This window comes from Halobacterium rubrum (assembly GCF_021729015.1).
GTDB lineage: Archaea > Halobacteriota > Halobacteria > Halobacteriales > Halobacteriaceae > Halobacterium > Halobacterium rubrum.
In genome coordinates, this window is sequence record NZ_JAJQQZ010000003.1 from 309,477 (window position 1) to 335,505 (window position 26,029).

Sequence of the window (26,029 nt, forward strand, 5' to 3'; positions counted from 1 at the left end):
CGGACCGCCGCCACGCCCGCGCTACGCCGACCGCCAGTAGAACCGCGGGGAGAGCAAGAGATAGGCGACTGCCCACGCCAGCAGCGCCTTCGGGAACACCCGGGAGAAACTCGCCGGCACGGCCACCGCCGCCGCTTGCACGGCCCCCATCGCCAGCGCGTCCCGCGGCAGGAGGTCGGGGTACTCGACGGTCGACACCATCAACAGCGTGAGCACGGCCGCGGAACCGACGACCAGACCCGGGGCGTCGATACCGGCGAGCACGCCAGCCGCCAGCAGCGTCGCTGCGAGTGTCGTCTGCACGCCCTCCGTGTGGTCGTTGCCGGTATCGTAGGCCGTGTACAGCCCAAGCCGGACGACGCCGGCGGCGACGAACAGCGCACCGACGGCGACCGCAGCCAGCCCCGCCGTCGTCTCGAACCCCCAGGCGTCGCGGGCGACGACGACGACCACGAACGCCGGCGCGACGCTGAACGACGCCACGTCGGCCAGCGAGTCCAGGTGTTCGCCGGCCGGCGTCGACCCGAACTGGCGGGCGACGAGGCCGTCCAGCCCGTCGGCGATGGCCGCCAGCAACACGACGCGAGCGGCGAGCGCGACGTCGACGGTGACCGCGACGACCGCCACGAACCCGAGCGCCGCGTTCGCCGTCGTCACGGCGTCCGCCAGTCCCAACCGGCCGACGAAACGGGGCCCCATACGACTCGGCCAAGACGAGGGGCGTCCTTACGTGTTTACATCCGCCGTTCCCGGCGCCCGAAAACGGACCGCGCCAAATAAATGCGGCCCGCCCTGAGCCTGAGACATGAACCGTCGGGCCTTCCTCGCCGCTGGAAGTGCGCTGGCAGCCACATCGCTGGCGGGCTGTCTCGGACCGTCGCTGGCCGACTCCGACTACGACATCGGCATGGCGTCGAACGCCTTCTCGCCCCAGGAGGGCGTCGAAGGCGCCGACCAGCCGACGTACCCCGCGACCGTCGGCGAGACGGTCACGTGGGCGAACACCGACTCCCGTAAACACACTGTCACGGCCTACGAGAGCGGGCTCCCCGAGGGCGCTGGCTACTGGGCGTCCGGCGGCTTCGACTCCGAGCCCGAAGCCCGAGAGGCCTGGCGCAAGAACCTCCAGGGAGGGGGGAACATCGCGCCCGGCGAGACCTACGAGGTCACCTTCGAGGTCCCCGGCAAGCACTACTACTTCTGCATCCCCCACGAGGGCGCCGGCATGCGCGGGAAGATTCTCGTCGAGGAGTGACCGGGTCGCGTCGACGTCGCCGCTGTCGATAGCACCCGTCGGTAGTGCGGTCGCTGTCGACCGTCGAAATGTGAGAGAATCGAATCCGCGGTCCGCGGCGAAGGAGCGTTACTCGTCGTCGTCTTCGTCGAAGTCGACGGCCGTCTCCTCCTCCTCGTAGACTTCCTCGGGGTGGGCTTCGAGGGTCGCCTTCTCGACCTCGACACGGCGAAGCGGGTAGATCGTGTTCGCCTCGTCGTAGATAGCCGAGGACATCCGGCCCTCGATGATGGAGTCGATGAGCGCCTCGAACGTGCGCTCCTCGCCGGCCTCCTCCACGAGGTCGATCATCGTGCGGCGGATGGCCTGCTGCTGGCTCTGGTCGGCCTGCTTGGTCGTGTACGCGACCGGCTGGACGCGAACGCGGTAGTCGTCGGTCGTCAGCACCGTGACGGTGACTGCGATCTTCGACGAGCCGCGGCGCACGAGACTCCGCTGGTAGTCCCGCGTCAGCTCGGCCTGCACGAAGTCCGTCGACGCGGTGTCGCTCCCGACGTCGGAGACCTGGAAGGTCAGCTTGACGTTGTTCTCGCCGCCGTCGCGGATCTCGGACAGCACCGTCTGGATGGTTCGGTCGTATACCTGTTCGGGCTCCTCGGCGAGGGTCTCACCGAGCTCCGCCCGGTCGAACTCCTCCGGGGCGAGCACGGTGTACCACCGCTTCTCCTGGTCCTGCTTGGAAACTGAACGTTCGCTCATGATTGGTGTGTGGTGTGTCGGTCTGCTACTGCTGCTGCTGTTCGTGCTGTCTCTGCCACTTCCGCTGCGACGGTGAGGTTCACGACGTAGTCGTCGACCGTGGACTGGAGGCCGGCGGTGTCCTCGCGCTCGATGCGCGTCACGACTGCACTGCCGTCCGCCACCTCCGTGGTCATCTCCGTGGTGTTGTCCGGCTGGACGCAGGCCGCGACCAGCTCCGGGTCCGCGACCTCGGTGCGGACCGTCGCCGTCCGGGTCACAGTGCACCCCGAACGGCCTCGACGACGGCTGCTTCGCCGTCGCCGTCGTCGGTTTCGCTGGTCTCGGTCACTGCGAGGCGATGCGTCCCCGCGCTCTCGGGGAGCACGTCGCGGGCGTCCGCGTCGGTGGTGGCGAGCGCTGCGGCGCTGTCGCCGACCGCGAGCGCGGCCGGCTCGTCCGACCGGTAGTCCCGAACCAGTCGGGCGACGGTCGGGTGCGCGTCTGTCGCGTCTGCGACCACGACGCCGCGGTGGCGCGCCGGCTCGGCGACGCGGACTGTCGCGTGCGCGTCCCGAGCGTGGTCTCGCCACGCCGCCAGCGCGTCTGCTCGGTCCGCGGCACCGAGTGCGAGCGCGACACCGAGTCCGGGTGCGTCCCAGGCCAGCGCCGCGAGCACGTCCGCGTACCCCTCGACAGTCTCGAAGACTGCCTCGGAGGTCTCGTGCGGCCGCACGCCAGCGGCGACGGCGTCGGCCGCCCGAGCAGGCGCGTCACCGGTCGCATCGAGTGCGACAGTGGACGCCAGTCGGCGGCGTGCGCTCTCGTCGAGCTCGGGCGGCAACTCGAGTTCGGCGAGCGTCGCGCCCGCCGCCTGCTCGTCGCCCGAGAACGACGCGTGCACGAGCGTCGAGTGCGCCAGCCCCGCAGCGAGGTCCGCCGTCGGCACGGCGACGCCCGGCCGTCGGTCGAGCCCGGCCGCCTCCCGTACATCGCTTGCCGGCTCGGCGCCATCGGCGACCGCCCCCGCGAACGCCAGCACGGCGTCCGGGTCGGCGCCGACATCGCGAGCGAGCGCGAACGCCTCGTTCGCCACGTCCCCGGCGAGCGAAGCGTCCGCGTCCTCTACGTCGAGTCCCACGGTGACGTGGGACCCAGAAGCAGCGACGTCGTCGTCGTCGTCGGCGGCGGCGGTGAACGTGCTCGTGCCACGAGCCACCCGTACCTGAGACGGCACGGACCGCTCGTCGCACGCCCCGGCCAGCATCGCGGCAGCCGCGACGCTCCCGCCGGTCGGTGCCGCCGTCACGCGGACGAACTCCGCGCTCGACACCACCGACGCGGCGTCACCGGGCTCGCCCGCGACGCCATCGCTGCTACTGCGTCCCGTCGTCGCCATCGCGTTACTCCTCGAGGAGTTCTTTCGCCGTCTCGTGCGAGTACGCGAAGTCCTCGTCGAGCTCGTCCCCGCGGTAGTAGTCCGCGAGCCGGCGAATCTTCGACTGCGTGTTCTGCAGCGCGCGCTTGTTCTGGTGGTCCTGGCCGTTCTCCTCGACGTGCTGGTGCAGACGCACGGCCTTCTCCAGGAGGTTCCGGAAGTCCTCGGGGAGCTCGGGTTCGGCGTCGTGCTCCTCGAGAATCTCGGTGACCTTCTTCCCGGTCGCCAGCTTGACGTCCGGAATCGGCGTGCCCTGCACGCCCTCGTCGCGCAGCTTCAGGCCGATCTGGGACGGGTCGTGGCCCTGCTCGGCGAGCTCCACGACGCGCTCCTCGATGGCGTCCTCGTCTACGTCACTCCACTCCGGCGGTTCGTCTGCCGTCGGGCGGTCCGAACCGCTCGAACCGCGACGGCGCGTATGCATTCGTGCCATTGTCTACTGTCTGGATTGGAACAACACGAGACGCTGCCGACACCTGATGGTGCCGCGACACTACCGCAGTCCCAAGCCCGCCAAGCGACGGGCGAGTCGGATCTACGGCCGTGCGTTCCCTACCACCGTCCAGATGGGCCGACTGGTAAAACGTTTCCATCCAGCCCGCTCCCGAATCGCGGGGTTTATCAACGACCCCCGGCAACGATTTGTTGCGTTCGAGGGCTCGTAGATCAGTGGTAGATCATCCCCCTGGCACGGGGAAGGCCTCGGGTTCAAATCCCGACGAGTCCACTTCTCTCGACGTCACCCGCGAGCGACCAGAGTGTCGCTCGCGGTGACTAACTCGTAGTGGTGAGGAGGAATTTGAAGCCCTACCAGTCGCAGCCCGCGAGCGCAGCGAGCAGGAACGTCTGGTTCTGGGTTCAAATCCCGGCAGACCTCCGGTCTGCCGACCTTCGCGAAGCCTTCGGCTTCGCTCAGTCCCGACGAGTCCATCTTCTTTCACTCACTTCGTTCGTTCAGTCGATAGACTCGTCGACGTCTCGTTCGCTGCGCTCACGAGACTCCCGACGAGTCCATCTTTCTCGACCAGTCCAGCTTCCAGCCGCTCACCACGCTCGCGCAGCCGGCCGGCTCTTCGTCCTTCGCGAGGGTGTGATGCGTCGAAGCGACAGATTCGGCCCCCATCACTCTGGATACACCGTCAGGAACCGAACTGGTCGTCGATGGCCGACCGGGTGTCGGTGACGACGTGCTGTTCGGCCCGGACCATCGCCCGGAGCGCCTCGTCGGTGTAGTCGATGGAGACGCTCGGGAGGCCGGCGGAGAGCACACCGCCGAGGACGTCGGCGGGGTAGATATCGACGGTGAACGCGAACGCCCGCCGGTGACGCCAGAGGGGGTCGGTAAACGGGAAAGTATCCTCGACGAGGTGGTGGGCTTCGGCGCGGTCGAAGGCGCCCGTGACGGCGACCCAGAAGTCGTCGCCGGGGTGGTCGACGACCGGTTCCACGGCATCGCCGAGGGGTTCCAGCCGTCCGACGACGTCGTCCTCGACGGCCTGCCGGGTCGCAGCAGACGCAGCGGGGTCCAGTGATTCGAGGTAGCTGTCGGTCTCGACGAACTGCCGGCTTCGCGGGTCGACGCTAACGCGTTCGGGCCCGAGCTTTTCGCCGTGCGGCGACGAGCCGTCTGCATGGCAGCCGAGACCGACTACGACGAGTTGCCGCTGGTGTACTCGTGTTCCGGGTGTTCGAGCGCAGCGCAGATGGCCAACGACATCGCCGTGTCGCTGGACCGCAACCGAGTGGCAGAGATGTCCTGTATCGCGGGCGTCGGCGGGGACGTCGGGCCGCTCGTGGACACCGCGACCTCGGACCGCCCCGTGCTCGTCGTCGACGGCTGTCCGCTGGAGTGCGCGAAGGCGTGTCTCGCCGACCACGACGTCGAGCCCGACGAGCACGTGAATCTCGCGGCGGCGGGCGTCCCGAAGGAGTACCACACCGACTACGACGACGAGCAGGCCGACGAACTGCGGGCGGAGGTCGCGGCGCTCGCCGAGGACCTGACAGCAGCGTAACGCCCGGAGTCGGATTTTTGACCGTTCGCACCGAACCAGGTCCCGTGTCTCCCAGTCACCCGTCTCGCCGCTCGTACCTCGCCGGGGCCGCCGCCGTGGTCGCAGCCGGGCTCGCAGGCTGCGGTGGGTCGCCCGGAGCGAGCGACGAGCCGGACGACGGAGCCGACGAGGACGGCGCAGACGGAACGACTGCGGCCGATTCACCACCGGCCGAGACGACCGTCGACGACGACGAAGACGACGGGGACGGCAGCGACGACGGCGACGACCTCGACTTGCGGGAGGCGAACGTGGTCGGCGTGGCTGTCGAACCCGACGAGAGTGGCGACGCCGGCGTCCAGTTCGACGTCACGCTGCTGCACGACGACGACGGGGAAGACGGCTACGCGAACTGGTGGCAGGTGGAGACGGTCGACGGCGACCGGCTGGGCCGCCGGGACCTATCGCACGCGCACGGGACGCAGGAGTTCACGCGCTCGAAGACGGTCGACGTACCGGACGGCGTCTCGACGGTCGCGGTGCGCGGCCACGACCAGACGCACGGCTACGGCGGCCAGGCAGCGCTCGTCGACGTGGAGCGTGGCGACGTCGAGTTCGTCCAGCAGGGGCCACAGCGGCAGTCGATCGGCCACAGCGACTGACAGGACCGCTCGCTCCGACCGCCAGTGCCGTCAGTCGCCGGAGCCGTCGGTGAAGGCGCCCGTAGCGCGGTCATCGGCGGCGTCACCGGCCTCGGCACCGCTCCGGTGGTCGTCGCCTCGCTCGCGTGCGTCGAACTGGTCGACGGTCGCGGCCAGCGAGTCGGCGCGCTCCCGGAGTTCGTCGGCGCTGCGCGCGATCTCCGCGACAGACGCGGACTGCTCCTCGGCGGCCGCCGACACCTGCTCGGCGTCCTCCGTGACGTTCTGGCTGATGTCGGCGACCTCGTCGACGCGCCGAACGACGCTCTGCGTGGCTTCGGCCTGGTCGTCGGTGGCGTCCGCGATCTCCTGGATGCCGTGGTTGGCATCCTCGATGGCGTCGACGGTGTCCTCGATGGCGTCGGCGGCCTCGCGAACAGTCTCGACGCCGGTGTCGATGTGGTCGCTGGTCGCGCGGATGTCCGCGACCGTCTCGTCCGTCTCCGACTGGACGGTCGCGATCTCGGCCTCGATCTCGGCCGCCGCCTCCTTCGTCTCCTCGGCGAGGTCCTTGACCTCGTCGGCGACCACGGCGAACCCGTCGCCGTCCTCGTCGGCGCGGGCGGCCTCGATGTTCGCGTTCAGCGCGAGCATGTTCGTCTGCTCGGCGATGTCCGTGATGAAGTCGACAATCTCGCCGATGTCGGCCATGCGCTCCTGGAGTTCCAGAATCTGGTCGACGGCGTCCGCCGACAGCGACTCGATCTCCGCCATGTCCTCGATGGCCGACTCGGCGGCCTCACGGCCGCTCTCGCCGCGCTCGACGGCCTCCTCCGCCGTCTCCGCGACCGTCGTGGAGGACGCCGCGACCTCCTCGATGCTCGCGGACAGCTGGTCCATCTCGCCGGCGGCGTTCTCGAGGTCGTCGTGCTGCCTGATGGCGCCGTCGGCGATCTCCTGGATGCGCTCGCTGACCGTCTGGCTCGTGGTCTCGATCTCCTCGGCGCCGGTCGCCACCTCGAGGGTGGCGCTGGCGACCTCGTCGGCGAACGCCGCGACCTCGCCGACGGTCGCCTCGAGGCCGTCGAGCATCGCGTTGAACTCCGTAGCGACCTCCCGCATCGCGGCCTCCTCTGCGTCCTCGTCGAGGCGCTTCGTGAGGTCGCCGGCGGCGACCTCCTGCATCACCGCACTGTACTCGCCGGCGCGCTCCTGGAGGCGGCGGCTCGCCGCCTCGGCCTCCTCTTTCGCGCGTTCGGCTTCGGCTTGCGCGGACTCCGCCTCGGTGCGCAGCTCTTCGGCTTCCGCCCGCGCGGTCTCGGCCTCCTCGACGGCCTCTTCGGCTTCCTGGATGCGGTCCTGGAGCGAGACCCGCATGTCGTCGAAGCTCTCGTACAGCCGACCGATCTCGTCGGCCCGGGTCGTCGAGAGGTCGACGTCGAAGTCGCCGGCTTCGATGCGCTCGGCGCGGTCCCGCAGCTGCTTCAGCGGGTCGACCGTGCGTTTGCCGAGCACGACGCCGACGACCGACAGGGAGACGAGCGCGAGCAACACGAGCAGCCCGACCGTCTCCCCGACGGTGTCACTGACGCTGAACGCCTGTCTCGTGTCCAGACTCGTCACCGTCACCCAGTCCGTGTTCGGCACGGGCGCGAACGCATAGACACGACCGTCCAGGACGGTCGTGACCGGCGCCGCACTGCCGTTCGCGTCACGAATCGCTGCGAGGCTCCCCCCGTGGGTGTCGGCGTCGAACTCGCGGTCGATGTTCAGCACCGTCTCGTCGTCCGTGTTCAGGATGGTGGTCTGCTTCGTGGAGTTCGCGTCGGCGAGCCGGTCGACCTGGCTCTGGATGCGCGTGACGACGACGAGGTGCGACCCCTCGCGCTTCGGGACGGAGGACGCGAACGCCATCACGGGCTCGTCGTTGAGAACGGGCGAGCGGTACGACCGGCTGCTCGACCACACCTCGCTGTTGTTGCCGGGGCCCTCCGGCACCTCGGCGGTCGTCCACGGCGCGTCGAGTTCGGACAGCGACCGCCCCTCGAGTGGGAGCTCCGTGCTGGCCACGACCTCGCCGCGCGTGTCGTTGACGAGGTGCATGCTCACTACGTCCTCTGGCAGCAACTGGTCCTGCAGGAGGATGTACGCCGCCGCGCGCCGGTCGCTCTGCAGGGGCTCGCCCTGCGAGACGGAGCGTGTGTGGGTTCGCTGCTGTTGCACCCAGGACCCGATGGCGTCGCCCTCCAGCTGGCTGGTCTCGGCGAGCTGTTCGGTGGTCTGGCGTTCGACCGCCGCGGACGTCGCCTGGAACGTGAACGCGCCGGCGCCCGCGATGACGAGCAACACGGCGAGGAACGCGACGGCGAACTTCGCGGCGAACCGCCGACGCACGAACTCGGGAGCGATGCGGTCGAGGGCGCTCGCCAGACTGTCGAGGAGGCCGCCCGCCATCAGGCACCACCCGTGTCGGAGCGCTCCGACGGCACGTCGATGTCACCGGACGCGATCCGCTCGCGGGACGCCGACAGCGCGCCCCTGACGTCGTCGGGAATCGCGGGCTCCAGCGAGGTCCCGTAGACGACGCCGACGCCGTCGCTCTCGAGGCCGAGGGAGACCACCTCCCCCGCCGGAAGGTCGTCTGTGACGGTCGCCGTGGCTGCGTCGTAGACGGCGACGTTGACGCGCTTGACCATGCTCGCGAGCACGACGTCGGCGTACCGCGGGTTGCTGCGGGACTGGTCGGAGTCCACGCCGATGGCGTACCGGCCGCTGGCCTGTGCGGCCTGGAAGACGCCGACGCCGGCGCCACCAGCGGCGTGGTAGACGATGTCCGCGCCGTCGTCGTACATGCCGGCGGCGATGTCGCGGGCGCCCTGTACGTCGCCGAAGTTCCCGAGGTACTCCGTGAGGACCTCGACGTCCTCGTCGGCGTGTGCGACACCGGCTTCGAAACCGACCTCGAACTTGTGGATGAGCGGCATGTCGACGCCGCCCACGAAGCCAACTGTCGTCTCTTCGGGGTTCGTCGCACCCGCTCCGAGGTTCACGTCGCTGGACGTGAGCAGCCCGGCGAGGTGGCCGGCCTGGAACGACCCCTCGTGTTCGCGGAAGACGTAGCTGGCGACGTTGTCGGCGTCGACGACGGAGTCGACGATCATGAACTGCTGGTCGGGGTACTCCGGCGCCGTGGCGGACAGCCCCTCCGCCTGCAGGAACCCGACACAGCAGACGAGGTCGTAGTCGGGGTTCGTCGAGGCGGCGAGCTCCGCCTGCACCTCGGCGAACTCGGGGACGCTTTCCGGCTCGTGGTTCGTGTACTCGACGCCGTCGTCGAGCCGGGCGCGCTGGATGCCCCGGTTCGCGGCGTCGTTGAACGACCGGTCGTCCAGCCCGCCGAGCGCGTACACCATGCCGACAGTCGCCGCTGCGTCGTCCTCGTCGACGCCGGCCGTGGTCGTCTGCGGGCCGTCGCCGGTGTCGTCGTCTCCCCCTCCGTTCTCCCCGAGTACTCCGAGACGGCCCGTGCAGCCGGCGAGTGCGGTGGCTGCAACAGCACTGCTCCCGGCGAGGAGCCGTCTCCTGGTAGTCGTTTTGTCGTGCACGGTCGCTCTCCTGCGACGACACTGGCTCCGTACGCAAAAACTACCGCCCGTGCTTTTCGCGAATGATAACGGTAGCGGCGCTCTTTCGTTAGTCTAGTGAAATATCTGCGTGCAGTTGGCGGAGGAGACCACCGTGGGCCAGCTATCGGTGGGGCGAGTCAGTTCCCGTCGGACTTCACCGTGACGGTTCTCGTCAGATTTTGCGCCGAACTGGCGGTATTCAGGAGGGCGTCACGCCCCTGACTGGGCCGCCTGCACGAGCCGTCTCGCTGGAACTGCCGACTACCGCTTAAAAATGGGGTATGTATGTACGGGGTACTCCCAGTTTCCCGCAGCAGTGCCGTTACTTAAGCGTACGTGGCCCCGAGTCTCGGGTGATGACTCGCGACACTCGACTCGACCGTCGGACGATGCTGAAATCTACGGGCGCAGCGGTAGCAGCGACACTCCTCGCCGGCTGTTCCGGTGGCGGGGGCGGCGACGGCGGTGACGACGGTGGCGACGAGGGCGGCGACGAGACGACGGCCACCGAGGAGGACAGCGGGTCCGGCGACGGCGGGTCCGGCGGCGACAACACCGTCGCCGTCTCGCCGGACGGCGGCCTGAACTTCGCACCCGAGGAGCTCACTGTCTCCGTCGGTGACACGGTCACCTGGGACTTCCAGGCGCCCACGCACAACGTCGCTGCGTGGCCGGACATGCACGACAAGATCTCCATCCCGGACGGCGCCGAGGGCTTCGGCACCATGGAGAAAGGCGGCGACGCCTACGCTACCGTCGGGGAAGGCGAGACCTTCGAGCACACCTTCGAGACGGCGGGCGAGTACACGTACGTCTGCACGCCGCACGCCGCCTCCGGCATGGTCGCTACCATCGTCGTCGAAGAGTAACGCCGTCGAACAGCGCTGCTGTCCGGAACAATCCGCTGTTTTTCGGTGACGTCGAAGCGGAGAAGACGACCGGAGAGTGCCGGCGCCGTCAGGCGGGGCTGGGCGTCTGGACCGTCGAGATGTACGCCGTCAGGTCCGTCGTGGAGATGAGGCCGACGACGGTGTCGTCCTCGTCGTCGACGACGGGCATGTGGTGGAAGCCGTGTTCGACCATCGCGTCGGCGACGTCTTGGATGGAGTCGCCGACGGCTGCGGTGCGAACGTCCGTCGTCATGTAGCGCTCGACGGTCGTCTCGGCTTTCGGCTTGCTCCTGGCGACGATGTCGACGAAGTCTGTCGTCGTGAGGATACCCTCGAGGTGGTCGTCTTCGTCGACGACGACGAGCGAGCTGATGCCGTTCGAGAGCATTGTCTCGGCGGCGTCTTCGACGAGCGTGTCCTTCGTGGCCGTGAAGAGGTCGTCGGACATGAGCTGTCCGACGAAGATGTCGTCCATGTGTGTACGTCTCGCCGGTGGTTCCTTAAGCGTTGCCTGCCCCGCCCCCGGCGATATTCGCCGAAATAATCTCTGCCGACAGAATAATTATCAGATACTCGAAACATACTTGGTCGCCAGCATCGACTCTCCGATATGGACCACGACCGCCAGTTCGAGACGCTCGCCGTCGGCCACGGCGAAGACCCCAGTGAAACGCAACGAGGCGACGTGGTCTCCCCAATCCACCTCGCCTCCACGTTCGCCGTCCCCGAGCTCGACACGGACATGAGCCTCGAGGCGGTGGACCCCGACGAGGGTCAGTTCGTCTACTCTCGCCTCAACAATCCGACACGGCACGCACTGGAACGCCGCCTCGCTGCGCTCGAGGGCGGCGACCACGGCTTCGCGTTCGGCTCCGGCACTGCCGCAATCGCCACCGCCGTCTTCGCCGCCGTCGAACCCGGCGACCACGTCGTCGCCTTCGACGACCTCTACGCCGGCACCCGCCGCATGCTCGAGACGCTGTTCCGGGACAAACTCGGCGTGGACGTCTCCTTCGTCGACGCCACCGACCCGGACAACGTCGCCGACGCCGTGCGGCCCGAGACCACGTTCGTCTGGATGGAGACCCCCACGAACCCCCGGATGAAGCTCTGCGACATCGAGGCAATCGCGGACATCGCCGACGACGCCGGCGTCCTGTTCGGCGTCGACAACACCTTCCTCAGCCCGTACTTCCAGCAGCCCCTCGAACTCGGCGCGGACGTCGTCGCCCACTCCACGACCAAGTACCTCAACGGCCACAGCGACTCCGTCGGCGGCGCGCTCGTCACCAGCGACGACGACTTCGCCGACAGTGTCGAGTTCCTCCAGCAGGTCGGCCTCGGGAACGTGCTCGCGCCCTTCGACGCCTACCTCGTCCTGCGCGGGACGAAGACGCTGGCACCCCGGATGCGGGACCACGAGGCCAACGCGCTAGCCATCGCCGAGTATCTCGACGACCACGACCTCGTCACGGACGTCCACTACCCCGGCCTCGACACCCACCCCCAGCACGACCTCGCCGACGCCCAGCAGTCCGGCTACGGCGGCATCCTCTCGTTCGAGCTCGACGGCGACATCGACGACGCCAAGCGCTTCCTCGACGCCCTCGACGACCTCAACCTCGCCGTCAGCGTCGGCGGCGTCGAGTCCCTCGTCGAACTCCCCGCCGGCATGACTCACGAGCCGATTCCGAAGCCCGAGCGCGAGGCGATGGGCATCACGGACTCCCTGATCCGCGTCTCCGTCGGCATCGAAGCCATCGACGACCTCGTCGACGACCTCGACCGCGGGTTCGCCGCGATGCGTGGCGCCCCGGCTACCCAGTAGGGGCTACTGGTCGACGACGCGCTCCATCACGGTCGCCTCCGCCCGCCGCAGGTGTTCTGCTGCTGTGCTCGCCGAACACCCGAGCCTGTCGCCGACGTCCTCGGCTGACGCCTCTCGGGTCGCCCGGTAATACCCGAGGTCCACTGCCGCCTCGACGGCCTCGAACTGGCGGTCGGTGAGGCGACCACCCGCCTCGTCCCCGTGGCGGCCGTACGTCGTCACCGCCTCGACGGACACCGAGACGTCGTCCGCGACGGCCTCCACGACCGACTGGACGTGCTCCGGCGGGCCGACGAACGCGCCAGTGACGCTCCCGTCCGTGTGGAACACCAGAGGCGGGACGACCACCAGCCCCGGCTCCAGCAGGTCCGCAATCGTGTACCCGGGGGTGTACTCCTGCGTGTCCCGGACGTACACGTAGACGGCGTCGCCCGCTCCGGCAGAGACGTGGTAGTCAACCACAGACGCCACGTCGCCGAGCGCCGCCCGGTAGGCGTCGGCGTCCCCGACGAACCGCAACAGGAGCGTCGCACCGCCGCTCGGCGTCGGCCACGCGCTCAGCAGCTCGTACTCCGAGACAACGTCGGTCTCCACGGCGAACTGATGCATCGGGTGCCGGCCGTCTGGCGGCATGTCGAACCGTGCCCGCACGTACTTCATTCGGCGGTACGTCTGCGCCCGCTGCACTTCAACCCTCACCACGTGTGAGGCGGAACCGCGAGGGCCGCGCGGACCCAAATTTCCGGACGGATGCGACTGACATCGAAGGAGACGCCGACGGTACCCGAGGACGTCCCCCGCGACGCCGAGGCCGTGCTCGCCGACCACGCACTCGACTGGGAGCGCCACGAGCACGCGCCGGCCGCGGTCGTGCGCGCCGACGACGTGCAGGCGGTGCTGGCCGCCCTGCGGTGCGACGCGGGCTTCGACCACCTCGCCTGCGTCACCGCACAGGAGTACGAGGACCACTTCGAGAGCATCTACCACCTCCGGCAGTACGACGACCCGACGACCGAGGTCGGCGTGGTCGTCCCGACCAGCCGCGAGCGCCCGGTCTCCGAGAGCGCAGCTCCGGTGTTCCAGACCGCTGACTGGCACGAGCGGGAGGCCTACGACCTCGTCGGCGTCGAGTACGACGACCACCCGGACCTGCGGCGGATTCTCCTGCCCGAGACGTGGCAGGGCCACCCGCTGGGGCTGGACTACAACCAGGACAAGCCCCAGATTGTCACCTTCGAGGAGAACAAGAACCCCCTCGCGGGCCACGAGCGCGACGGCGAGGGTGGCGACACGATGTTCCTCAACGTCGGCCCCCACCACCCGGCGACCCACGGCGTCCTGCACCTCGAGGTCGCACTCGACGGCGAAGTGGTGCGACACGTCGACCCCGACATCGGCTACATCCACCGGTGCGAGGAACAGATGTGCCAGCAGGGCACCTACCGCCACCAGATCATGCCCTACCCGGACCGCTGGGACTGGTCGGGGGCCGGCCTCCTGAACGAGTGGGCGTACGCTCGCGCGGCCGAGGATCTCGCGGGCATCGAGGTCCCCGAGTACGCACGGGTGCTGCGCACCATGAGTGGCGAGCTCTCCAGGATGCTGGGCCACCTGCTGGCGGTCGGCACCTACGCGCTCGACGTCGTCGGCGAGTTCACGGCGACGTTCATGTACGCAATCGAGGACCGGGAGCGGGTCCAGGACCTCCTCGAGGACCTCACCGGCCAGCGGCTGATGTTCAACTACTTCCGCCTCGGCGGGGTCGTCTGGGACGTCCCGGAGCCCCGCGAGGAGTTCTTCGAGGACGTCCGGCGGCTCCTCGACGAACTCCCGGAGCGTCTCGACGAGTACCACTCGTTGCTCACTGACAACGAGATTCTGCAGGCGCGCACGCTCGACACCGGCGTCCTCGACGCCGAGACGGCCAAGAACTACGGCGTCACCGGGCCGCCGCTTCGGGGTTCAGGCGTCGACTACGACCTCCGGCGCGACGACCCGTACGGCTACTACGAGGAGCTGGACTGGGACGTCGTCACCGAGGACGGCGGCGACAACTACGCTCGACTGCTCGTCCGGATGCGGGAGGTCGAGCAGTCCGCGCGCATCGTCGAGCAGTGCGTCGGCCTGCTCGAGAACTGGCCGGAAGACGAGCGCGTCGTGCAAGCGAACGTCCCACGCACGCTCAAGCCCGACGCCGACACCGAGACCTACCGCGCTGTCGAATCCGCGAAGGGCGAACTCGGCATCTACATCCGCGCCGACGGAACCGAGACGCCCGCTCGCTTCAAGATTCGCGGGCCTTCGTTCTCGAACCTCTCTGCGCTCCCGGAGATGGCGACCGGCGAGTACGTCGCGGACCTGATTGCGACGCTCGGCAGCCTCGACCCCATCATGGGGGACGTCGACCGGTAGCCGGGACCGGCGACTCGGTTAGAGCGGGCCGGCATCGACGCTCGCGGCCGACCGACCGCCGCCGGTGGCCCGCAGGATGCTCCCGAGCAACAGGAGCACGCTCGCGGAGAAGAACACGCCCCCCAGCGGCGACGCCGGGTTCAGGAACGCCCAGTACGCCGGCGTCGCGGCCGCCCCGAAGAACACCGACAGCAGCCCGTAGAACGCCGGCGCGCAGCAACAGCACGCCGTCGCGCCGGTCGTGGCGACCATCCCGAGCGCGGACGTCGAGGAGTCCGCCTGCCGACCCGCCTGGTACTGCTGGGCCATCGTCCCGACGTTCAGCGCGACCAGTCCACCGAGCAGCCCGAACAGCAGCAGCGTGCCGACCGACACGAACCCGCCGACGGGCACCGACGGGAACACGAACTCGACGGCCGGCCACGCGACCAGCGGGTCCGCGACCGGCAGCACCATCACGAGCGGCTCGGTGGGCGCGCCGACGCCCGAGTCGGGGTTGAACGTCAGCGTACCCGTCGAGACGGCGAAGAAGGAGACGAACACCGCGCTGCCAGCGAACGCCGCGAGCTTCGGGCCGCGGTCGGCGCGCAGGCTCTGGACGACCGCCCACGCGTCCTGCCGGAGCACGTACACGACCGCCGCCACGACCGCCAGCACGAGCGCGTGGCCGGCCGGGTTGTAGACGCCGCCGTTCGGCATCGCCACCGGGTAGACGACCCACGCAGCCAGCAGGACGCCCAGCGCCGCGTACCGGGGCCGCTCGGGGTAGCGCTTCCGCGCGACGACGAGGCTCCCGACGGCCATCACCGCAGCCACCGCGAGGCTCAGCGGCGGGTAGATTGCCGTGGGTTCGGGGGCGGTGTCCGCGACCACCTGCAGCTCCACGACCCCAATCAGGCCGAACGCCGCCGTCGCGCTCGCGAGGAGGGCACCGACCGCTGCCCGCGTCCCCGTGACGTACCGTCGGCGGTACGCCGCTGCGACCCCGGCGGTGGCGAGCGTGCCGACAGCGAACAGCACCACGAGCAGCCAGTGCGGCGTGCCGGCGTGCGTCGTCCCGGAGTGAGCGGCCGCGACCCCCGGGAGGCCAGCGACGGCCGAGACGGCGCCGACGGCGGTCGCTGCGACTGTGGCGGCCACCCGCGTGACGGACGCTCGTCGAGTCATCGTTGCCGGCCGTACGGAGCACGCCTTCTTTCGGGTTCTGGTTCGCGGTGGCGCCGTCGGCGACCAGAATCCATTAAATCGGCCGCGCCCAACCGAGGGTATGGACCGCGACACGCGCGGCGTCCCGCGCCGCGAGTTCCTGAAGGCGGCCGTCGCCATCGGCGGCGCGAGCGCGCTGTCGGCGTGCCTCGACCGCGAGGACGAGGCGGTATCGGTGCCGTCGGGGACCGACGACCCGGCGTCGCTGCCGGAGCGCCAGCACGCGTGGAACGCGTACGCCGCCCGGGACGACGCAGGGAACGTTCTGCCGCCCCGCCACCACGTCCTCCTCCACCTCGACCTCGACGGCGGCGACCCGGGCGACGACGCCGACCGGGAGACCCTCGAGACGGCGCTGCGGTCGCTCGAGCGCGCCTACGAGTGGTCGAACGACGGCCTGCTGTTCACGCTCGGCTACTCGCCGGCGTACTTCGACGCGCTCGGCGGTCGCCCGCCTGAGGTCGACCTCCCCCGTCCCGAACCGCTGTCGGACATCGAGGACCCGGCGCTGGACGAGCCGGACGCGATTCTCCACCTCGCCAGCGACCACGCGTCGGTCGTCCTCGAGGCCGGACAGGCGATGCGTGGCGAGCGCGACACCGCCAACGACGAGCCCGTCGACGCGACGCTCACCGAGGTCTTCTCGGTCGCCGACCGCCGGACGGGGTTCGTCGGGGACGGGCTGCCCGCCGACAACCAGGACGTCGACGGCGTGCCTGACTCCGAGCCCGTCGACGAGGACGCCCCGCTCTACATGGGGTTCAAGTCGGACTTCGAGGCGAGTCAGGCCACCGAAGAACGGGTGACTATCGACGCCGGGCCGTTCGCCGGCGGGACGACCCAGCACGTCTCCCACATCGACCTCGGGCTCCGGCAGTGGTACGAGCAGGACGGCCGCGAGGAGCGCGAGGCGAAGATGTTCTGTCCGGCGCACGCGAGCGAGGACCGCATCGAGGGCACCGGCGAGAACCTCGGCTCCGACCCCGGACTCGACGATTCGCCGCCGCCCGAGGAGACGGCGCGCGACGACGGCATCGTCGGTCACGGCCAGAAGCTCCAGCGGGTGCGGGAAGACGGCCGCCCCATCATCCTCCGGCGGGACTTCGACTCGACGGACGGCGGCCGGGCCGGCCTCCACTTCCTCGCGCTCCAGCGCGACATCGCAGACTTCGTGCGGACCAGAGACGCCATGAACGCGGACGACATCTCCAGCGAGACGGCTGTGGGACGGCGCACGAACAACGGCATCCGGCAGTACCTCTCGGTCACCCACCGGGGGAACTACCTCCTGCCGCCGCGCGGCCGCCGCGCGCTCCCCACTCCGGAGGGCGAGGATGCGTAGGCGCCAGTACCTCGCTGGCCTCGGGGCGACCGGGCTCGCAGCGAGCGCGGGCTGTCTGGGCTTCCTCGAGACGGAGCCTGTGAGCCGGGAGCCGCCGCTGCTCGAGAACCGGCCCGAGGCGGCCTACGTCCCGACGCACTTCGAGGCCATGGAGATGGCCGGCACGGCCGAATCGGGGCGGTATCGAGTTGCGCTGTCCTACACCTTCCCCCACCGGTTCTGGCTCGTGCGGGGCGACGAGACCGAGCGCGTCGACGTCGAGGACGACGAGGACGCCCACGTGATGGTGTCCGTCTGGGACGCCGAGACCGGTGTCGCGCTGCCCGCGACGACACCTCGCGTGTCGTTCGAGCGGCCGGACGGCGAGACGCGCGAGGTCAGCCCGTGGCAGATGCTCTCCCAGCGGATGGGCGTCCACTACGGCGACAACGTCGAACTCGGGCCCGACGGCGAGTACGAGGCGACCGTGCAGGTGGCGCCGGGCGCGACCCGCCGGACCGACGGCGTCGAGGCACCCGACGGCCCCATCGAGCTGTCGGTGTCGTTCCCGTTCTCGCAGGGCCGGCTGGAGGACCTCGCGTTTACGGACGTCGCCGGCGACCGCGAGGGGTCGACGGGCGCGCTCGACCCGATGGGGACGCCGCCCGTCGCTGCGGGCCGGACGCCGCCGGCCCACTCGTTCCCGTTGGACGTTCGCGGCACGGAGACGGCCGCTGGCGCCGAGTTCGTCGCCGCGACCGCCGACGAGCGCGGCCAGTTCGCCACCGGCAGCGACGAGACGTACGTCGCGGTGTCGGCGCGCACCGCCCACAACCGCTTCCCGCTGGCGGCGGCGACGCTCGCGGTCGAAACCGGCGGCGAGACCCACCAGCTCGTGCCGACGCTCGACCCCGACCTCGGCTACCACTACGCCGCCACAGTTTCCGGCTTCTCGGCGGACGACGCGCTGACAGTGCGGCAGCAGGCGCCCAGCCAGCTCTCCCGCCACGAGGGATACGAGACGGCCTTCTTCGACGTCGACCCGCTGTCGTTCTGACTCCGGGAATGGGGTTGCGAGTGGCCTCGCGGCGGGCGCCGCGGCGGCGAGCACCGGGAGGCTCCCCCACCGTTACGTCCCTCGACGCCGTATCCCGATACATGTCTGCGACGAGCGCCGCGACCGGGGGGCGACGATGAGCGACGTCGCCCCGGCGGTCGTGCTCGACGGCGTGCGGAAGACCTACCAGCTGGGCGGCCAGCCGGTGCACGCGCTCCGGGACGTCTCACTGCGGCTGCCCCGGGGGTCGTACACCGCCGTGATGGGGCCCAGTGGGTCCGGGAAGTCGACGCTGATGAACCTCGTCGGCTGTCTGGACACGCCGACCGACGGCCGCGTGGTCGTCGACGGCACCGAGGTCGGCGGGCTCTCCGAGGAGGCCCGCACCGAGATCCGCGGCTCGAAGATCGGGTTCGTGTTCCAGACGTTCAACCTGATGCCGCGGCTCACCGCCGCCGAGAACGTCGCGCTCCCGATGCTCTTCCAGGGGGTGCCGGGTCGGCAGCGCGACCAGCGCGCAGCCGACCTCCTCGACCGCGTCGGGCTCGGCGACCGCACTGACCACCAGCCGAACGAGCTGTCGGGCGGGCAGCGCCAGCGGGTCGCGGTCGCTCGCGCGCTCGCTAACGACCCCGCGCTGTTGCTCGCCGACGAGCCGACCGGGAACCTCGACTCGGAGACCGGCCGCGCCATCATGGAGCTGTTCGCCGACCTCCACGAGGCCGGCAACACCGTCCTCGTGGTGACCCACGAGCGCCACATCGCCGAGCACGCCGACCGCATCGTCCACCTGCTGGACGGCGGCGTGGAGCGCGAAGAGCGGATTGCGGAGCCCCGCCGCCCGACGGCCGCCGGCGGGCAGAGCGCGGGCGGAAGCGGAGGCAGTAGCGAGCGCAGCGTCGGTAGTGGCGGTGGTGACGGGTCGTGAACCCCTTCGAGAGCTTCCGGATGAGCGTGCGCGCCATCCGCGGCCACCGGCTGCGGTCTGTGCTGACGACGCTCGGGGTCGCCATCGGCGTGGCGGCCGTCATCACGTTCGTCACGCTCGGCGCGAGCCTGCAGGCGGACGTCATCGGCGAGGTGTCGGGCGGCCAGTCGCCGTCGATGACCGTCTCGGCCGCCCCCGACCAGAACCAGCCCGGACCGGCCGGCGACGGACAGGCGGTGTTCACCGAGCACGACGTCGACCAGCTCCGCGAGGTCGAGGACGTCGACGCAGTCGTCCCGAGTGGGAGCGTCCCCGTGTCGGGGTTGGCAGCGGGCGGCCGGACCCTCGGGTACAACCAGCTCACGGCGACGACGCCCCCCTACTTCGAGTACGTGTCGAGAGCCGACTTCCAGTCCGGGGGGCCGTTCGAGCAGGGTGCACGCGAGGTCGTTGTCAACGAGCCCGCTGCACGCCTGTTCCCGGGGAACGTCTCCGTCGGCGACACCGTCACGGTCGTCCGGCAGGACGGATCCCGGGTGAACGCCACCGTCGCCGGCATCCTCGCGGCCAGCGAGGGCCCGTTCGGGAACACGCCGCTCCCGCAGGTGTTCGTCCCCACCGACCCGTTCTACGACAACAGCCTGAGCGCGCCGAGCAGCGACAGCCCGCAGCGGGTGTACCCGTCGCTGACGGTCGTCGCGACCAGCTTCGAGACCATCGAGGCGGTCCAGAGCGACGTGCGAGGCTACCTCGACGACGAGTCCGACGCCCGCACGCTGAAGCCGGAGAGCTACGAGCTCCGCGTGCAGACCGTCGAGGACCTCGTCGACCAGATACGCGACCTGCTGGACACCTTCACGGCGTTCGTCACCGGCGTGGCCGTCATCTCGCTGGTCGTCGGCTCCATCGGCATCGCGAACATCATGCTGGTGTCGGTCACCGAACGCACCCGCGAAATCGGCATCATGAAGGCCGTCGGCGCGCAGAACACCGACGTCCTCCAGCTGTTCCTCGTGGAGGCAGTGGTGCTGGGGGTTCTCGGGTCGCTGGCGGGCATCGTGCTCGGCGTGCTTGGCGCGTTCGCCGCGACGGAGTACGTCGGGCTGCCGATGACGTTCCCCGTGGAGTGGGGCGGCATCGCCGTGGCGGTCGGCATTCTGGTCGGCGTGGCGGCCGGCCTCTACCCGGCGTGGAGCGCCGCGAAGACCGACCCCATCGACGCGCTGCGCTACGAGTAGGGCCGTGCTACCCGTCGTCGTTGCAGTCTGTGGCCAGTCATTTCGCCTCGCCAACGTCTTGCGAAATCGTCGCAAGGGTTTTTCCGGCTCGGCTGCCAGAACCAGCCAATGCCAGGGGACGACGCCGAGACGGACGGGGGGCCCGTCGACGGCGGCGAGCAGCGCGAGCCGGGGGCCGAGAGTGAGCCCGACCGGTCGCTGGAGCCGGCAGTTCGGCGCGTGACCGACGACGACAGCGAAGGCGGAGCGGCCAGTGGCGAGGGAGCCGAGACCACGGACGAGACGCCGGGCGTGGACGCGACCGCCCTCGAGTCGGCAGTCGAGCGCGTCGGCGTCGGCGGCGACGCGGCCACCGGAGACGACGACCGAACGGGAGCCCCGGAGGCACGCGACCGGCCGAAGGCGTTCGCTGCCACCGAGCTCGAACCGGCGGTCGAGCGCGTCGAGTCGGACCCCGGCGCTACCGTCGGCGACTACACGTGGGTTGACTACCTCGACGAGTACGGCCCAGAGGGCGCCGCGGACAGCGTCCGGGAGCGGCGCGAGCGGGCACGCGCCCACCTCGCGCAACGCGAGGCGGAAGCCGAAGCCGAGCAGGACGACGACGACGCCGAGCCCGTCGAGGCCCGTCCGCCGTACCCGGACTGGGACGACCTCGGCGCGTCGCCGCCGAGGCCCGACTGGGCGAACATGGACGCCGACCCGACGCCGGACCTCGGGTTCGAGCCGAAAGCGCGGGACGCCGTCGTCGACGAGGCAGGACGGCGCGCGAAGCGCCTCCACGCGTTCTTCGACGAGTACACGAACCCGGAGACGACGCCGGTCCTGAAAGACGACTGGCTCTGGGAGCACTACAAGCGCGAGTACTACTACGTCGGCGAGAACGACTGGACGCGCCCCCGCGACGAAGACGGGGTCATCGAGCGGTTCGACCCGACGGCGGCGCTCGGGTTCGACCCCGAGACCATCGAGACGTGGCTCTCTATCAAGGAGACAGCCGCCGACGAGATGCTCGACCTCGAGGACGAACGCACCGTCAACGTCCGCGAGGACGTCGACGAGGACGCGTTCTTCTCGACGCTGGAGGGACACACGACGCTGGCGAACCGCTACGACCTCGAGAAGGCGGTGCCGATGGAGAAGAAGCGTCACTTCAGCGAGGTCGAGCGCTACTGGGTGAACAAGCCCGCGGCGTTCGTCGTCATCTTCCACAGCGACCGCGAGAACGAGGAGAAGTACTACGTCGTCGAGCCGTACCGCAACGAGATCGAGCGCGACCTCCAGGAGTTCCTGACGGGGAAGCTACGCACCGCCATCAAGTACGCCAGCGACGACGTGGCGGCGGCCGCCGACGCCGACCAGCGCCGGGCGGTCATCGAGCGCGAGACCCGGAAGCTGCTGGACCGCTACGACCTCTTCGAGGACCCCGACGCCGGCGACTCGTACGTCGACCAGTTGCTCGGCGCGCTCGGGCTCCGGGAACTCCACGGCGAGGACGAGGCGGACGACGGCCCGCACCTCGACGGCATCACCGCGCGCCCGGAGCCCGCCGTGCTCGCCGAGGACCCGGACGAGCTCACCGAGTACCAGGTGGAGACGCTGCTGTACACGCTCCAGCGGGACTTCGTCGGGTACGAGCGCATCGACCCCGTCAAACACGACATCAACGTCGAGGACATCTCCGTCGACGGCTGGAACTCGCCGGCGTTCGTCTACCACACGGACTACGAGAACCTCATCACGAACGTCCACCACGGCGAGGAGAGCCTCGACGACTTCGTCGTGAAGCTCGCGCAGCGCTCCGGGAAGGGCATCTCGAAGCGCCAGCCGCAGGTCGACGCGACGCTGCCGGACGGCTCGCGCGCCCAGCTCACCCTCGGGCAGGAAGTCAGCGACCACGGCACGAACTACACCATCCGCCAGTTCAAGGACGTGCCGTTCACGCCCATCGACCTCGTGAACTGGCAGACGTTCTCGCTGGACGAGATGGCGTTCCTCTGGCTGTGCATCGAGAACGACAAGTCCATCGTGTTCGCGGGCGGCACCGCGTCCGGGAAGACCACGAGCCTGAACGCCGTCTCGCTGTTCATCCCGAGCAACGCGAAGATCGTCTCCATCGAGGACACCCGGGAGGTCGAGCTGCCGCAGCGCAACTGGATCGCCTCCGTCACCCGGCCGAGCTTCGGAGAGGACGAATCCGGGGACATCGACGAGTTCGACCTGCTGGAGGCCGCGCTCCGCCAGCGCCCCGACTACATCGTGATGGGGGAGGTGCGCGGCGAGGAGGGCCGCACCCTCTTCCAGGTCATGTCGACGGGCCACACGACGTACACGACGTTCCACGCCGACAACGTCGGCGAGGTCCTCAAGCGGTTCACGACCGAACCCATCAGCGTCTCGAAGACGCTGTTCACCGCCCTCGACCTGGTCTCCATCCAGTCCCAGACCCGGGTCGCCGGCAAGAAGGTCCGCCGCAACCGCTCCATCACCGAGATCAACCGCTACGACCCGGAGAACGACGAGATCAACGTCAACGACGTGTTCCAGTGGGAGCCCGAGGGTGACGAGTACCGACAGACCGCGGACTCCTCGACGCTGGAGGAGATCCGCTTCGACCGCGGGTGGACCCAGATGGAGCTGGACCGCCACCTCCAGGAGCGCCGCGTGCTGCTGGCCTACCTCATCACGGAGGACCTCAACGAGTACGCGCAGGTCGCAGCGACCGCGCAGGCGTACATCAACGACCCGGAGACGATTCTCGGGCTCGTCGCGAACGACCAGCTCGAGGAGGCGCTGGAAGACCTCCGGGGGATGGAGAGCGTGCTCATCGACGTCGACCCGGACAAGGAGGAGATGGTGCCGCGGCCGGACCCCAGTGAGTCGGTGCTCGCGGAGGCCGAGGCCGTCGTCGCCGAGTCGCGCGAGGAGGGCGGCGTGCTCGCCGAGCACGAGGACACCGAACCCGACTCGCTGGCTGCAGCGCTGGCGCCCGAACACGCCGCCGAAACCGACGTCGTCGCCGACACCCGGGGACTGGACGCCGACGACCTCGAGGGTGCGATCGAGCGGGTGACGGACAGCGACCTCGACGACCTCCGCACGGCACCCGACTCGTCGGAGAGGTTCGGCGACTTCGAGCCCGACGACGACGACGCCGACAGCGCGGGCGAGGCGGCCGACGGCGGCCAGCCCGCGGCCGACAGCGCCGGGGACAGCCACTCGGTCGACGAGACCAGCGGCGGCGCCGCCAGCCCGACCGAGGTCACTGACGGCGACCGTCCGTCCGAAGTGGCCGACGGCGAGCAGAGCGACGCGGGCGACGAGGACGGTGACCAGCCCGTCGACCCACGGGACCTCGTCGACGACCGTACCGAACCCACCGACGAGCGCGGCGGGGGCGAGGGTGACGGTGACGCCCTCGGGCCGGATGGAGCGGAGGCCGACGGCGAATGAGTACTGGCTCCCGCAGCTTCGGACAGGGCGCGGACGCGCTCGCCGACGCCTTCTACCCGCTGTACCTGCGGGTGTTCGACGAGCGCAGCGACTTCGTCGCCGACATGGAGACGAAACTCGCGGAAGCCCGGATGGACGACCCCGTGGAGCTGTTCGTGTCGCGGGCGCTCGGCGTCGGTGCGCTGGTCGGCGGCCTGCTGTGGGTACTCGGGCTCGGCCTCGGGTACGTTCTGTTCTACCTCGGACTCGTCGGGACGGAGTCACTCATCGGCGTCCCCGTCCCGAACGAGACGCTGCTGGCGATCATTCGCGCCCTGAAAGTCCCCGCGCTGGTCGTCACCACCGGGCTCGTGTTCGGGTTCATGGGGTTCACGCTCGGTTTCGGCGGCATCATCGCGGTCCCCTACATGCGGTCGAGCAGCCGGGAGCGCGAGATCAACATGCTGCTGGCGGACTCCGTCTCGTTCATGTACGCCCTCTCCATCGGCGGCATGAACCAGCTCGAGATTCTGGAGTCGATGGCGAAGGCCGACGACACGTACGGCGAGGTCGCCATGGAGTTCCGGGCCATCGTCCAGGAGACCGAGTACTTCGACACCGACTACCGGACGGCGGTCCGGAACCGCGCGATGGAGACGCCGAGCGACGAACTCAGCCAGTTCCTGACGGACATGCTCTCCATCATCAACTCCGGCGGGGACATGACGGAGTTCCTCGCGGACAAGAAGGACAAACACATGCGGACCGCCAAACAGGAACAGGAGCTCACCCTCGAGACCCTCGAGCTGTTCGGCGAGATGTACATGACGCTGTCGCTGTTCCCGCTGTTGCTCATCATCATCCTCGTCATCATGAGCATGCTCGGGCAGGCCCAGATGTTCCTGCTGTACGCGACCGTCTACGTCCTCACGCCCATCATCGGCGTGGGATTCCTCGTGCTCGTCGCGACGGTCAAACAGGACGAGCCGGGCGACGGCTACCTCGCGCTCGGCGACGACGGCGAAGTGACAAACCGGGAGCCCGGCCTGCGCGACCTCGGGCTCGTCGAGCGGTTCGTCGGCGAGCACGGCATCTTCGACCGCATCCGGAGCCGCGAGGGCACCCACGAGACGCTGCGGTTGCTCACGCACCCGGCCGGCTTCTTCCGCGACCAGCCGCTGTTCACGCTCGCGTTCACCGTCCCGGTCACGCTCGTCGTCATCACGTTCGCGGTGCTCGGTGGCGTCGCGCCGACGACCTACGACGGCCTCGTCGCCCAGCCGATCTGGGGGACGTTCGTCTACGTCTACGTGCCGCTGTACGCCGTCGGCGTGCCGCTGGCGGTGTTCCGCGAGTGGAACGTCCGCTCCCGGCACCGCATCACGAACAAGCTCTCTGACAACCTCCGGAAGCTCTCCTCGGCGAACGACACCGGCATGACGCTGCTGGAGTCCGTGAAGACGGTCGCCGACACCACCAGCGGGAAGCTCGGCGAGGAGTTCGAGGTGATGTACGCGAAGGTGAACTACGGCACGAGCCTGCGGCGCGCGCTCGTCGAGTTCAACAACAAGTACCACCTCCCCCGGCTGGCTCGGACGGTCAAACTCGTCGCGAAAGCACAGGAGGCCTCCAGCCAGATTACGGCCGTGCTCACGACGGCCGCACAGGCCAGCGAGAACCAGGACGACATCCAGCGCGAACGCCGGTCGCGGGCGCGCATGCAGGTCGTCATCATCCTGATGACGTACCTGACGCTGCTGGCAGTGATGATCATCCTCGAGGTGAAGTTCCTCGGGACGATGGCGGGCCTGTCGGCGTCCGGTGGCGGCGGTGAGGCGGCGCAGGCCGGCGCAGAGCAGATGGACTTCGGCGGCGACATCGACACCGACGTGCTCGGCCTGCTGTTCTTCCACGCCGTCACGATTCAGGGGCTCGTCTCCGGGTTCATCGCGGGCTACATCCGGGACGCGTCGCTGCTGGCGGGCGTGAAGTTCGCAGTCGTGTTGCCGACCATCGCGCTCGTCGCGTTCTCGTTCACGTGATTCC

The 26,029-nt window shown here is 69.6% G+C and carries 23 protein-coding genes and 1 tRNA gene; 13 read left to right on the forward strand and 11 right to left on the reverse strand.

The features are described 5' to 3' along the window. Positions 1-21: 21 nt before the first annotated feature. Complete coding sequence (locus LT971_RS13020) at positions 22-699, reverse strand: protein sorting system archaetidylserine synthase (protein ID WP_237007373.1); 678 nt, start codon at positions 697-699, stop codon at positions 22-24. Positions 700-805: 106 nt separating this feature from the next. Between LT971_RS13020 and LT971_RS13025 the strand changes: the two genes are divergently transcribed. Continuing rightward, positions 806-1,255: a cupredoxin domain-containing protein gene (locus tag LT971_RS13025; RefSeq protein WP_237007374.1), complete on the forward strand. Its 450-nt coding sequence runs from the start codon at positions 806-808 to the stop codon at positions 1,253-1,255. Between the two features lie 108 nt (positions 1,256-1,363). Here the strand turns inward: LT971_RS13025 and LT971_RS13030 are convergent, their stop codons facing one another. The 4 genes from LT971_RS13030 to LT971_RS13045 are packed head-to-tail and all read right to left on the reverse strand — an operon-like array spanning position 1,364 to position 3,843. Next, complete coding sequence (locus LT971_RS13030) at positions 1,364-1,993, reverse strand: 30S ribosomal protein S3ae (RefSeq protein ID WP_237007375.1); 630 nt, start codon at positions 1,991-1,993, stop codon at positions 1,364-1,366. After that, positions 1,990-2,253 carry a KEOPS complex subunit Pcc1 gene (locus LT971_RS13035; RefSeq protein ID WP_237007376.1) on the reverse strand — a complete coding sequence of 88 codons (264 nt, stop codon included), beginning with the start codon at positions 2,251-2,253 and terminating at the stop codon, positions 1,990-1,992. The genes LT971_RS13030 and LT971_RS13035 overlap by 4 nt, the downstream gene beginning before the upstream one ends. Then, positions 2,250-3,371, reverse strand: a complete 1,122-nt coding sequence (locus LT971_RS13040; RefSeq protein ID WP_237007377.1) for a hypothetical protein — start codon at positions 3,369-3,371, stop codon at positions 2,250-2,252. The genes LT971_RS13035 and LT971_RS13040 overlap by 4 nt, the downstream gene beginning before the upstream one ends. A 4-nt stretch (positions 3,372-3,375) precedes the next feature. Beyond that, positions 3,376-3,843 (reverse strand): 30S ribosomal protein S15, encoded by a 468-nt coding sequence (locus LT971_RS13045; protein ID WP_237007378.1) that lies wholly within the window; start codon positions 3,841-3,843, stop codon positions 3,376-3,378. A 222-nt stretch (positions 3,844-4,065) separates the two neighbouring features. On the opposite strand from LT971_RS13045, the gene LT971_RS13050 reads away from it, so the two are divergent. Next, positions 4,066-4,137: transfer RNA gene (locus LT971_RS13050), tRNA-Ala, on the forward strand. A gap of 412 nt (positions 4,138-4,549) precedes the next feature. On the opposite strand, the gene LT971_RS13055 is transcribed toward LT971_RS13050, so the two are convergent. Further along, positions 4,550-4,858 carry a hypothetical protein gene (locus LT971_RS13055; protein ID WP_237007379.1) on the reverse strand — a complete coding sequence of 103 codons (309 nt, stop codon included), beginning with the start codon at positions 4,856-4,858 and terminating at the stop codon, positions 4,550-4,552. 183 nt (positions 4,859-5,041) lie between these two features. On the opposite strand from LT971_RS13055, the gene LT971_RS13060 reads away from it, so the two are divergent. Both LT971_RS13060 and LT971_RS16545 read left to right on the forward strand, forming a co-directional pair. Beyond that, a complete protein-coding gene (locus LT971_RS13060; protein WP_237007381.1) occupies positions 5,042-5,425 on the forward strand; it encodes a putative zinc-binding protein in 384 nt (127 codons plus the stop codon). A 44-nt stretch (positions 5,426-5,469) separates the two neighbouring features. Next, positions 5,470-6,066: a hypothetical protein gene (locus LT971_RS16545; RefSeq protein ID WP_237007382.1), complete on the forward strand. Its 597-nt coding sequence runs from the start codon at positions 5,470-5,472 to the stop codon at positions 6,064-6,066. A gap of 30 nt (positions 6,067-6,096) precedes the next feature. Here the strand turns inward: LT971_RS16545 and LT971_RS13070 are convergent, their stop codons facing one another. Together LT971_RS13070 and LT971_RS13075 are read right to left on the reverse strand one after the other, a co-directional pair. Then, complete coding sequence (locus tag LT971_RS13070; RefSeq protein WP_237007383.1) at positions 6,097-8,499, reverse strand: methyl-accepting chemotaxis protein; 2,403 nt, start codon at positions 8,497-8,499, stop codon at positions 6,097-6,099. Beyond that, complete coding sequence (locus LT971_RS13075; RefSeq protein ID WP_237007384.1) at positions 8,499-9,650, reverse strand: BMP family lipoprotein; 1,152 nt, start codon at positions 9,648-9,650, stop codon at positions 8,499-8,501. Before LT971_RS13075 ends, LT971_RS13070 begins: the two co-directional genes overlap by 1 nt. A gap of 377 nt (positions 9,651-10,027) precedes the next feature. Between LT971_RS13075 and LT971_RS13080 the strand changes: the two genes are divergently transcribed. After that, a complete protein-coding gene (locus LT971_RS13080) occupies positions 10,028-10,540 on the forward strand; it encodes a plastocyanin/azurin family copper-binding protein (protein WP_237007385.1) in 513 nt (170 codons plus the stop codon). An 88-nt stretch (positions 10,541-10,628) separates the two neighbouring features. Here the strand turns inward: LT971_RS13080 and LT971_RS13085 are convergent, their stop codons facing one another. Next, positions 10,629-11,036: a CBS domain-containing protein gene (locus tag LT971_RS13085; RefSeq protein WP_237007386.1), complete on the reverse strand. Its 408-nt coding sequence runs from the start codon at positions 11,034-11,036 to the stop codon at positions 10,629-10,631. A gap of 135 nt (positions 11,037-11,171) precedes the next feature. Here LT971_RS13085 and LT971_RS13090 point away from each other — a divergent pair, with 135 nt between their 5' ends. Beyond that, positions 11,172-12,389, forward strand: a complete 1,218-nt coding sequence (locus LT971_RS13090) for a trans-sulfuration enzyme family protein (protein WP_237007387.1) — start codon at positions 11,172-11,174, stop codon at positions 12,387-12,389. A gap of 3 nt (positions 12,390-12,392) precedes the next feature. On the opposite strand, the gene LT971_RS13095 is transcribed toward LT971_RS13090, so the two are convergent. After that, positions 12,393-13,049 (reverse strand): helix-turn-helix domain-containing protein, encoded by a 657-nt coding sequence (locus LT971_RS13095; RefSeq protein WP_237007388.1) that lies wholly within the window; start codon positions 13,047-13,049, stop codon positions 12,393-12,395. Between the two features lie 90 nt (positions 13,050-13,139). Between LT971_RS13095 and LT971_RS13100 the strand changes: the two genes are divergently transcribed. After that, complete coding sequence (locus LT971_RS13100; RefSeq protein ID WP_237007389.1) at positions 13,140-14,801, forward strand: NADH-quinone oxidoreductase subunit D; 1,662 nt, start codon at positions 13,140-13,142, stop codon at positions 14,799-14,801. Between the two features lie 18 nt (positions 14,802-14,819). Here the strand turns inward: LT971_RS13100 and LT971_RS13105 are convergent, their stop codons facing one another. Next, positions 14,820-15,968: a hypothetical protein gene (locus tag LT971_RS13105; protein WP_237007390.1), complete on the reverse strand. Its 1,149-nt coding sequence runs from the start codon at positions 15,966-15,968 to the stop codon at positions 14,820-14,822. A gap of 100 nt (positions 15,969-16,068) precedes the next feature. On the opposite strand from LT971_RS13105, the gene LT971_RS13110 reads away from it, so the two are divergent. The 6 genes from LT971_RS13110 to LT971_RS13135 all read left to right on the forward strand — a co-directional run bounded on the left by LT971_RS13110 (position 16,069) and on the right by LT971_RS13135 (position 26,025). Continuing rightward, positions 16,069-17,349 (forward strand): DUF7405 family protein, encoded by a 1,281-nt coding sequence (locus LT971_RS13110; protein WP_237007391.1) that lies wholly within the window; start codon positions 16,069-16,071, stop codon positions 17,347-17,349. Next, on the forward strand, positions 17,342-18,385 hold the full coding sequence (locus LT971_RS13115; RefSeq protein ID WP_237007392.1) for a DUF7350 domain-containing protein: 1,044 nt from the start codon (positions 17,342-17,344) through the stop codon (positions 18,383-18,385). The genes LT971_RS13110 and LT971_RS13115 overlap by 8 nt, the downstream gene beginning before the upstream one ends. 136 nt (positions 18,386-18,521) lie before the next feature. Continuing rightward, on the forward strand, positions 18,522-19,313 hold the full coding sequence (locus LT971_RS13120; protein ID WP_237007393.1) for an ABC transporter ATP-binding protein: 792 nt from the start codon (positions 18,522-18,524) through the stop codon (positions 19,311-19,313). Continuing rightward, complete coding sequence (locus LT971_RS13125; RefSeq protein ID WP_237007394.1) at positions 19,310-20,551, forward strand: ABC transporter permease; 1,242 nt, start codon at positions 19,310-19,312, stop codon at positions 20,549-20,551. The genes LT971_RS13120 and LT971_RS13125 overlap by 4 nt, the downstream gene beginning before the upstream one ends. Positions 20,552-20,659: 108 nt before the next feature. Further along, positions 20,660-24,004, forward strand: coding sequence for a type II/IV secretion system ATPase subunit (locus tag LT971_RS13130; protein WP_425293281.1), 3,345 nt, complete (start codon positions 20,660-20,662; stop codon positions 24,002-24,004). Then, on the forward strand, positions 24,001-26,025 hold the full coding sequence (locus tag LT971_RS13135; RefSeq protein ID WP_237007395.1) for a type II secretion system F family protein: 2,025 nt from the start codon (positions 24,001-24,003) through the stop codon (positions 26,023-26,025). The genes LT971_RS13130 and LT971_RS13135 overlap by 4 nt, the downstream gene beginning before the upstream one ends. The last annotated feature ends 4 nt before the right edge of the window (positions 26,026-26,029 follow it).

Coding starts and splice junctions, on each gene's coding strand:
- LT971_RS13110 (WP_237007391.1), top strand. CDS start 16,069: ATGGACCGCGACACGCGCGGCGTCCCGCGCCGCGAGTTCCTGAAGGCG.
- LT971_RS13135 (WP_237007395.1), top strand. CDS start 24,001: ATGAGTACTGGCTCCCGCAGCTTCGGACAGGGCGCGGACGCGCTCGCC.
- LT971_RS13100 (WP_237007389.1), top strand. CDS start 13,140: ATGCGACTGACATCGAAGGAGACGCCGACGGTACCCGAGGACGTCCCC.
- LT971_RS13130 (WP_425293281.1), top strand. CDS start 20,660: ATGCCAGGGGACGACGCCGAGACGGACGGGGGGCCCGTCGACGGCGGC.
- LT971_RS13045 (WP_237007378.1), bottom strand. CDS start 3,843: ATGGCACGAATGCATACGCGCCGTCGCGGTTCGAGCGGTTCGGACCGC.
- LT971_RS13080 (WP_237007385.1), top strand. CDS start 10,028: ATGACTCGCGACACTCGACTCGACCGTCGGACGATGCTGAAATCTACG.
- LT971_RS13070 (WP_237007383.1), bottom strand. CDS start 8,499: ATGGCGGGCGGCCTCCTCGACAGTCTGGCGAGCGCCCTCGACCGCATC.
- LT971_RS13120 (WP_237007393.1), top strand. CDS start 18,522: ATGAGCGACGTCGCCCCGGCGGTCGTGCTCGACGGCGTGCGGAAGACC.
- LT971_RS13030 (WP_237007375.1), bottom strand. CDS start 1,993: ATGAGCGAACGTTCAGTTTCCAAGCAGGACCAGGAGAAGCGGTGGTAC.
- LT971_RS13040 (WP_237007377.1), bottom strand. CDS start 3,371: ATGGCGACGACGGGACGCAGTAGCAGCGATGGCGTCGCGGGCGAGCCC.
- LT971_RS13025 (WP_237007374.1), top strand. CDS start 806: ATGAACCGTCGGGCCTTCCTCGCCGCTGGAAGTGCGCTGGCAGCCACA.
- LT971_RS13105 (WP_237007390.1), bottom strand. CDS start 15,968: ATGACTCGACGAGCGTCCGTCACGCGGGTGGCCGCCACAGTCGCAGCG.
- LT971_RS13085 (WP_237007386.1), bottom strand. CDS start 11,036: ATGGACGACATCTTCGTCGGACAGCTCATGTCCGACGACCTCTTCACG.
- LT971_RS13060 (WP_237007381.1), top strand. CDS start 5,042: ATGGCAGCCGAGACCGACTACGACGAGTTGCCGCTGGTGTACTCGTGT.
- LT971_RS13115 (WP_237007392.1), top strand. CDS start 17,342: ATGCGTAGGCGCCAGTACCTCGCTGGCCTCGGGGCGACCGGGCTCGCA.
- LT971_RS13095 (WP_237007388.1), bottom strand. CDS start 13,049: ATGAAGTACGTGCGGGCACGGTTCGACATGCCGCCAGACGGCCGGCAC.
- LT971_RS13020 (WP_237007373.1), bottom strand. CDS start 699: ATGGGGCCCCGTTTCGTCGGCCGGTTGGGACTGGCGGACGCCGTGACG.
- LT971_RS13090 (WP_237007387.1), top strand. CDS start 11,172: ATGGACCACGACCGCCAGTTCGAGACGCTCGCCGTCGGCCACGGCGAA.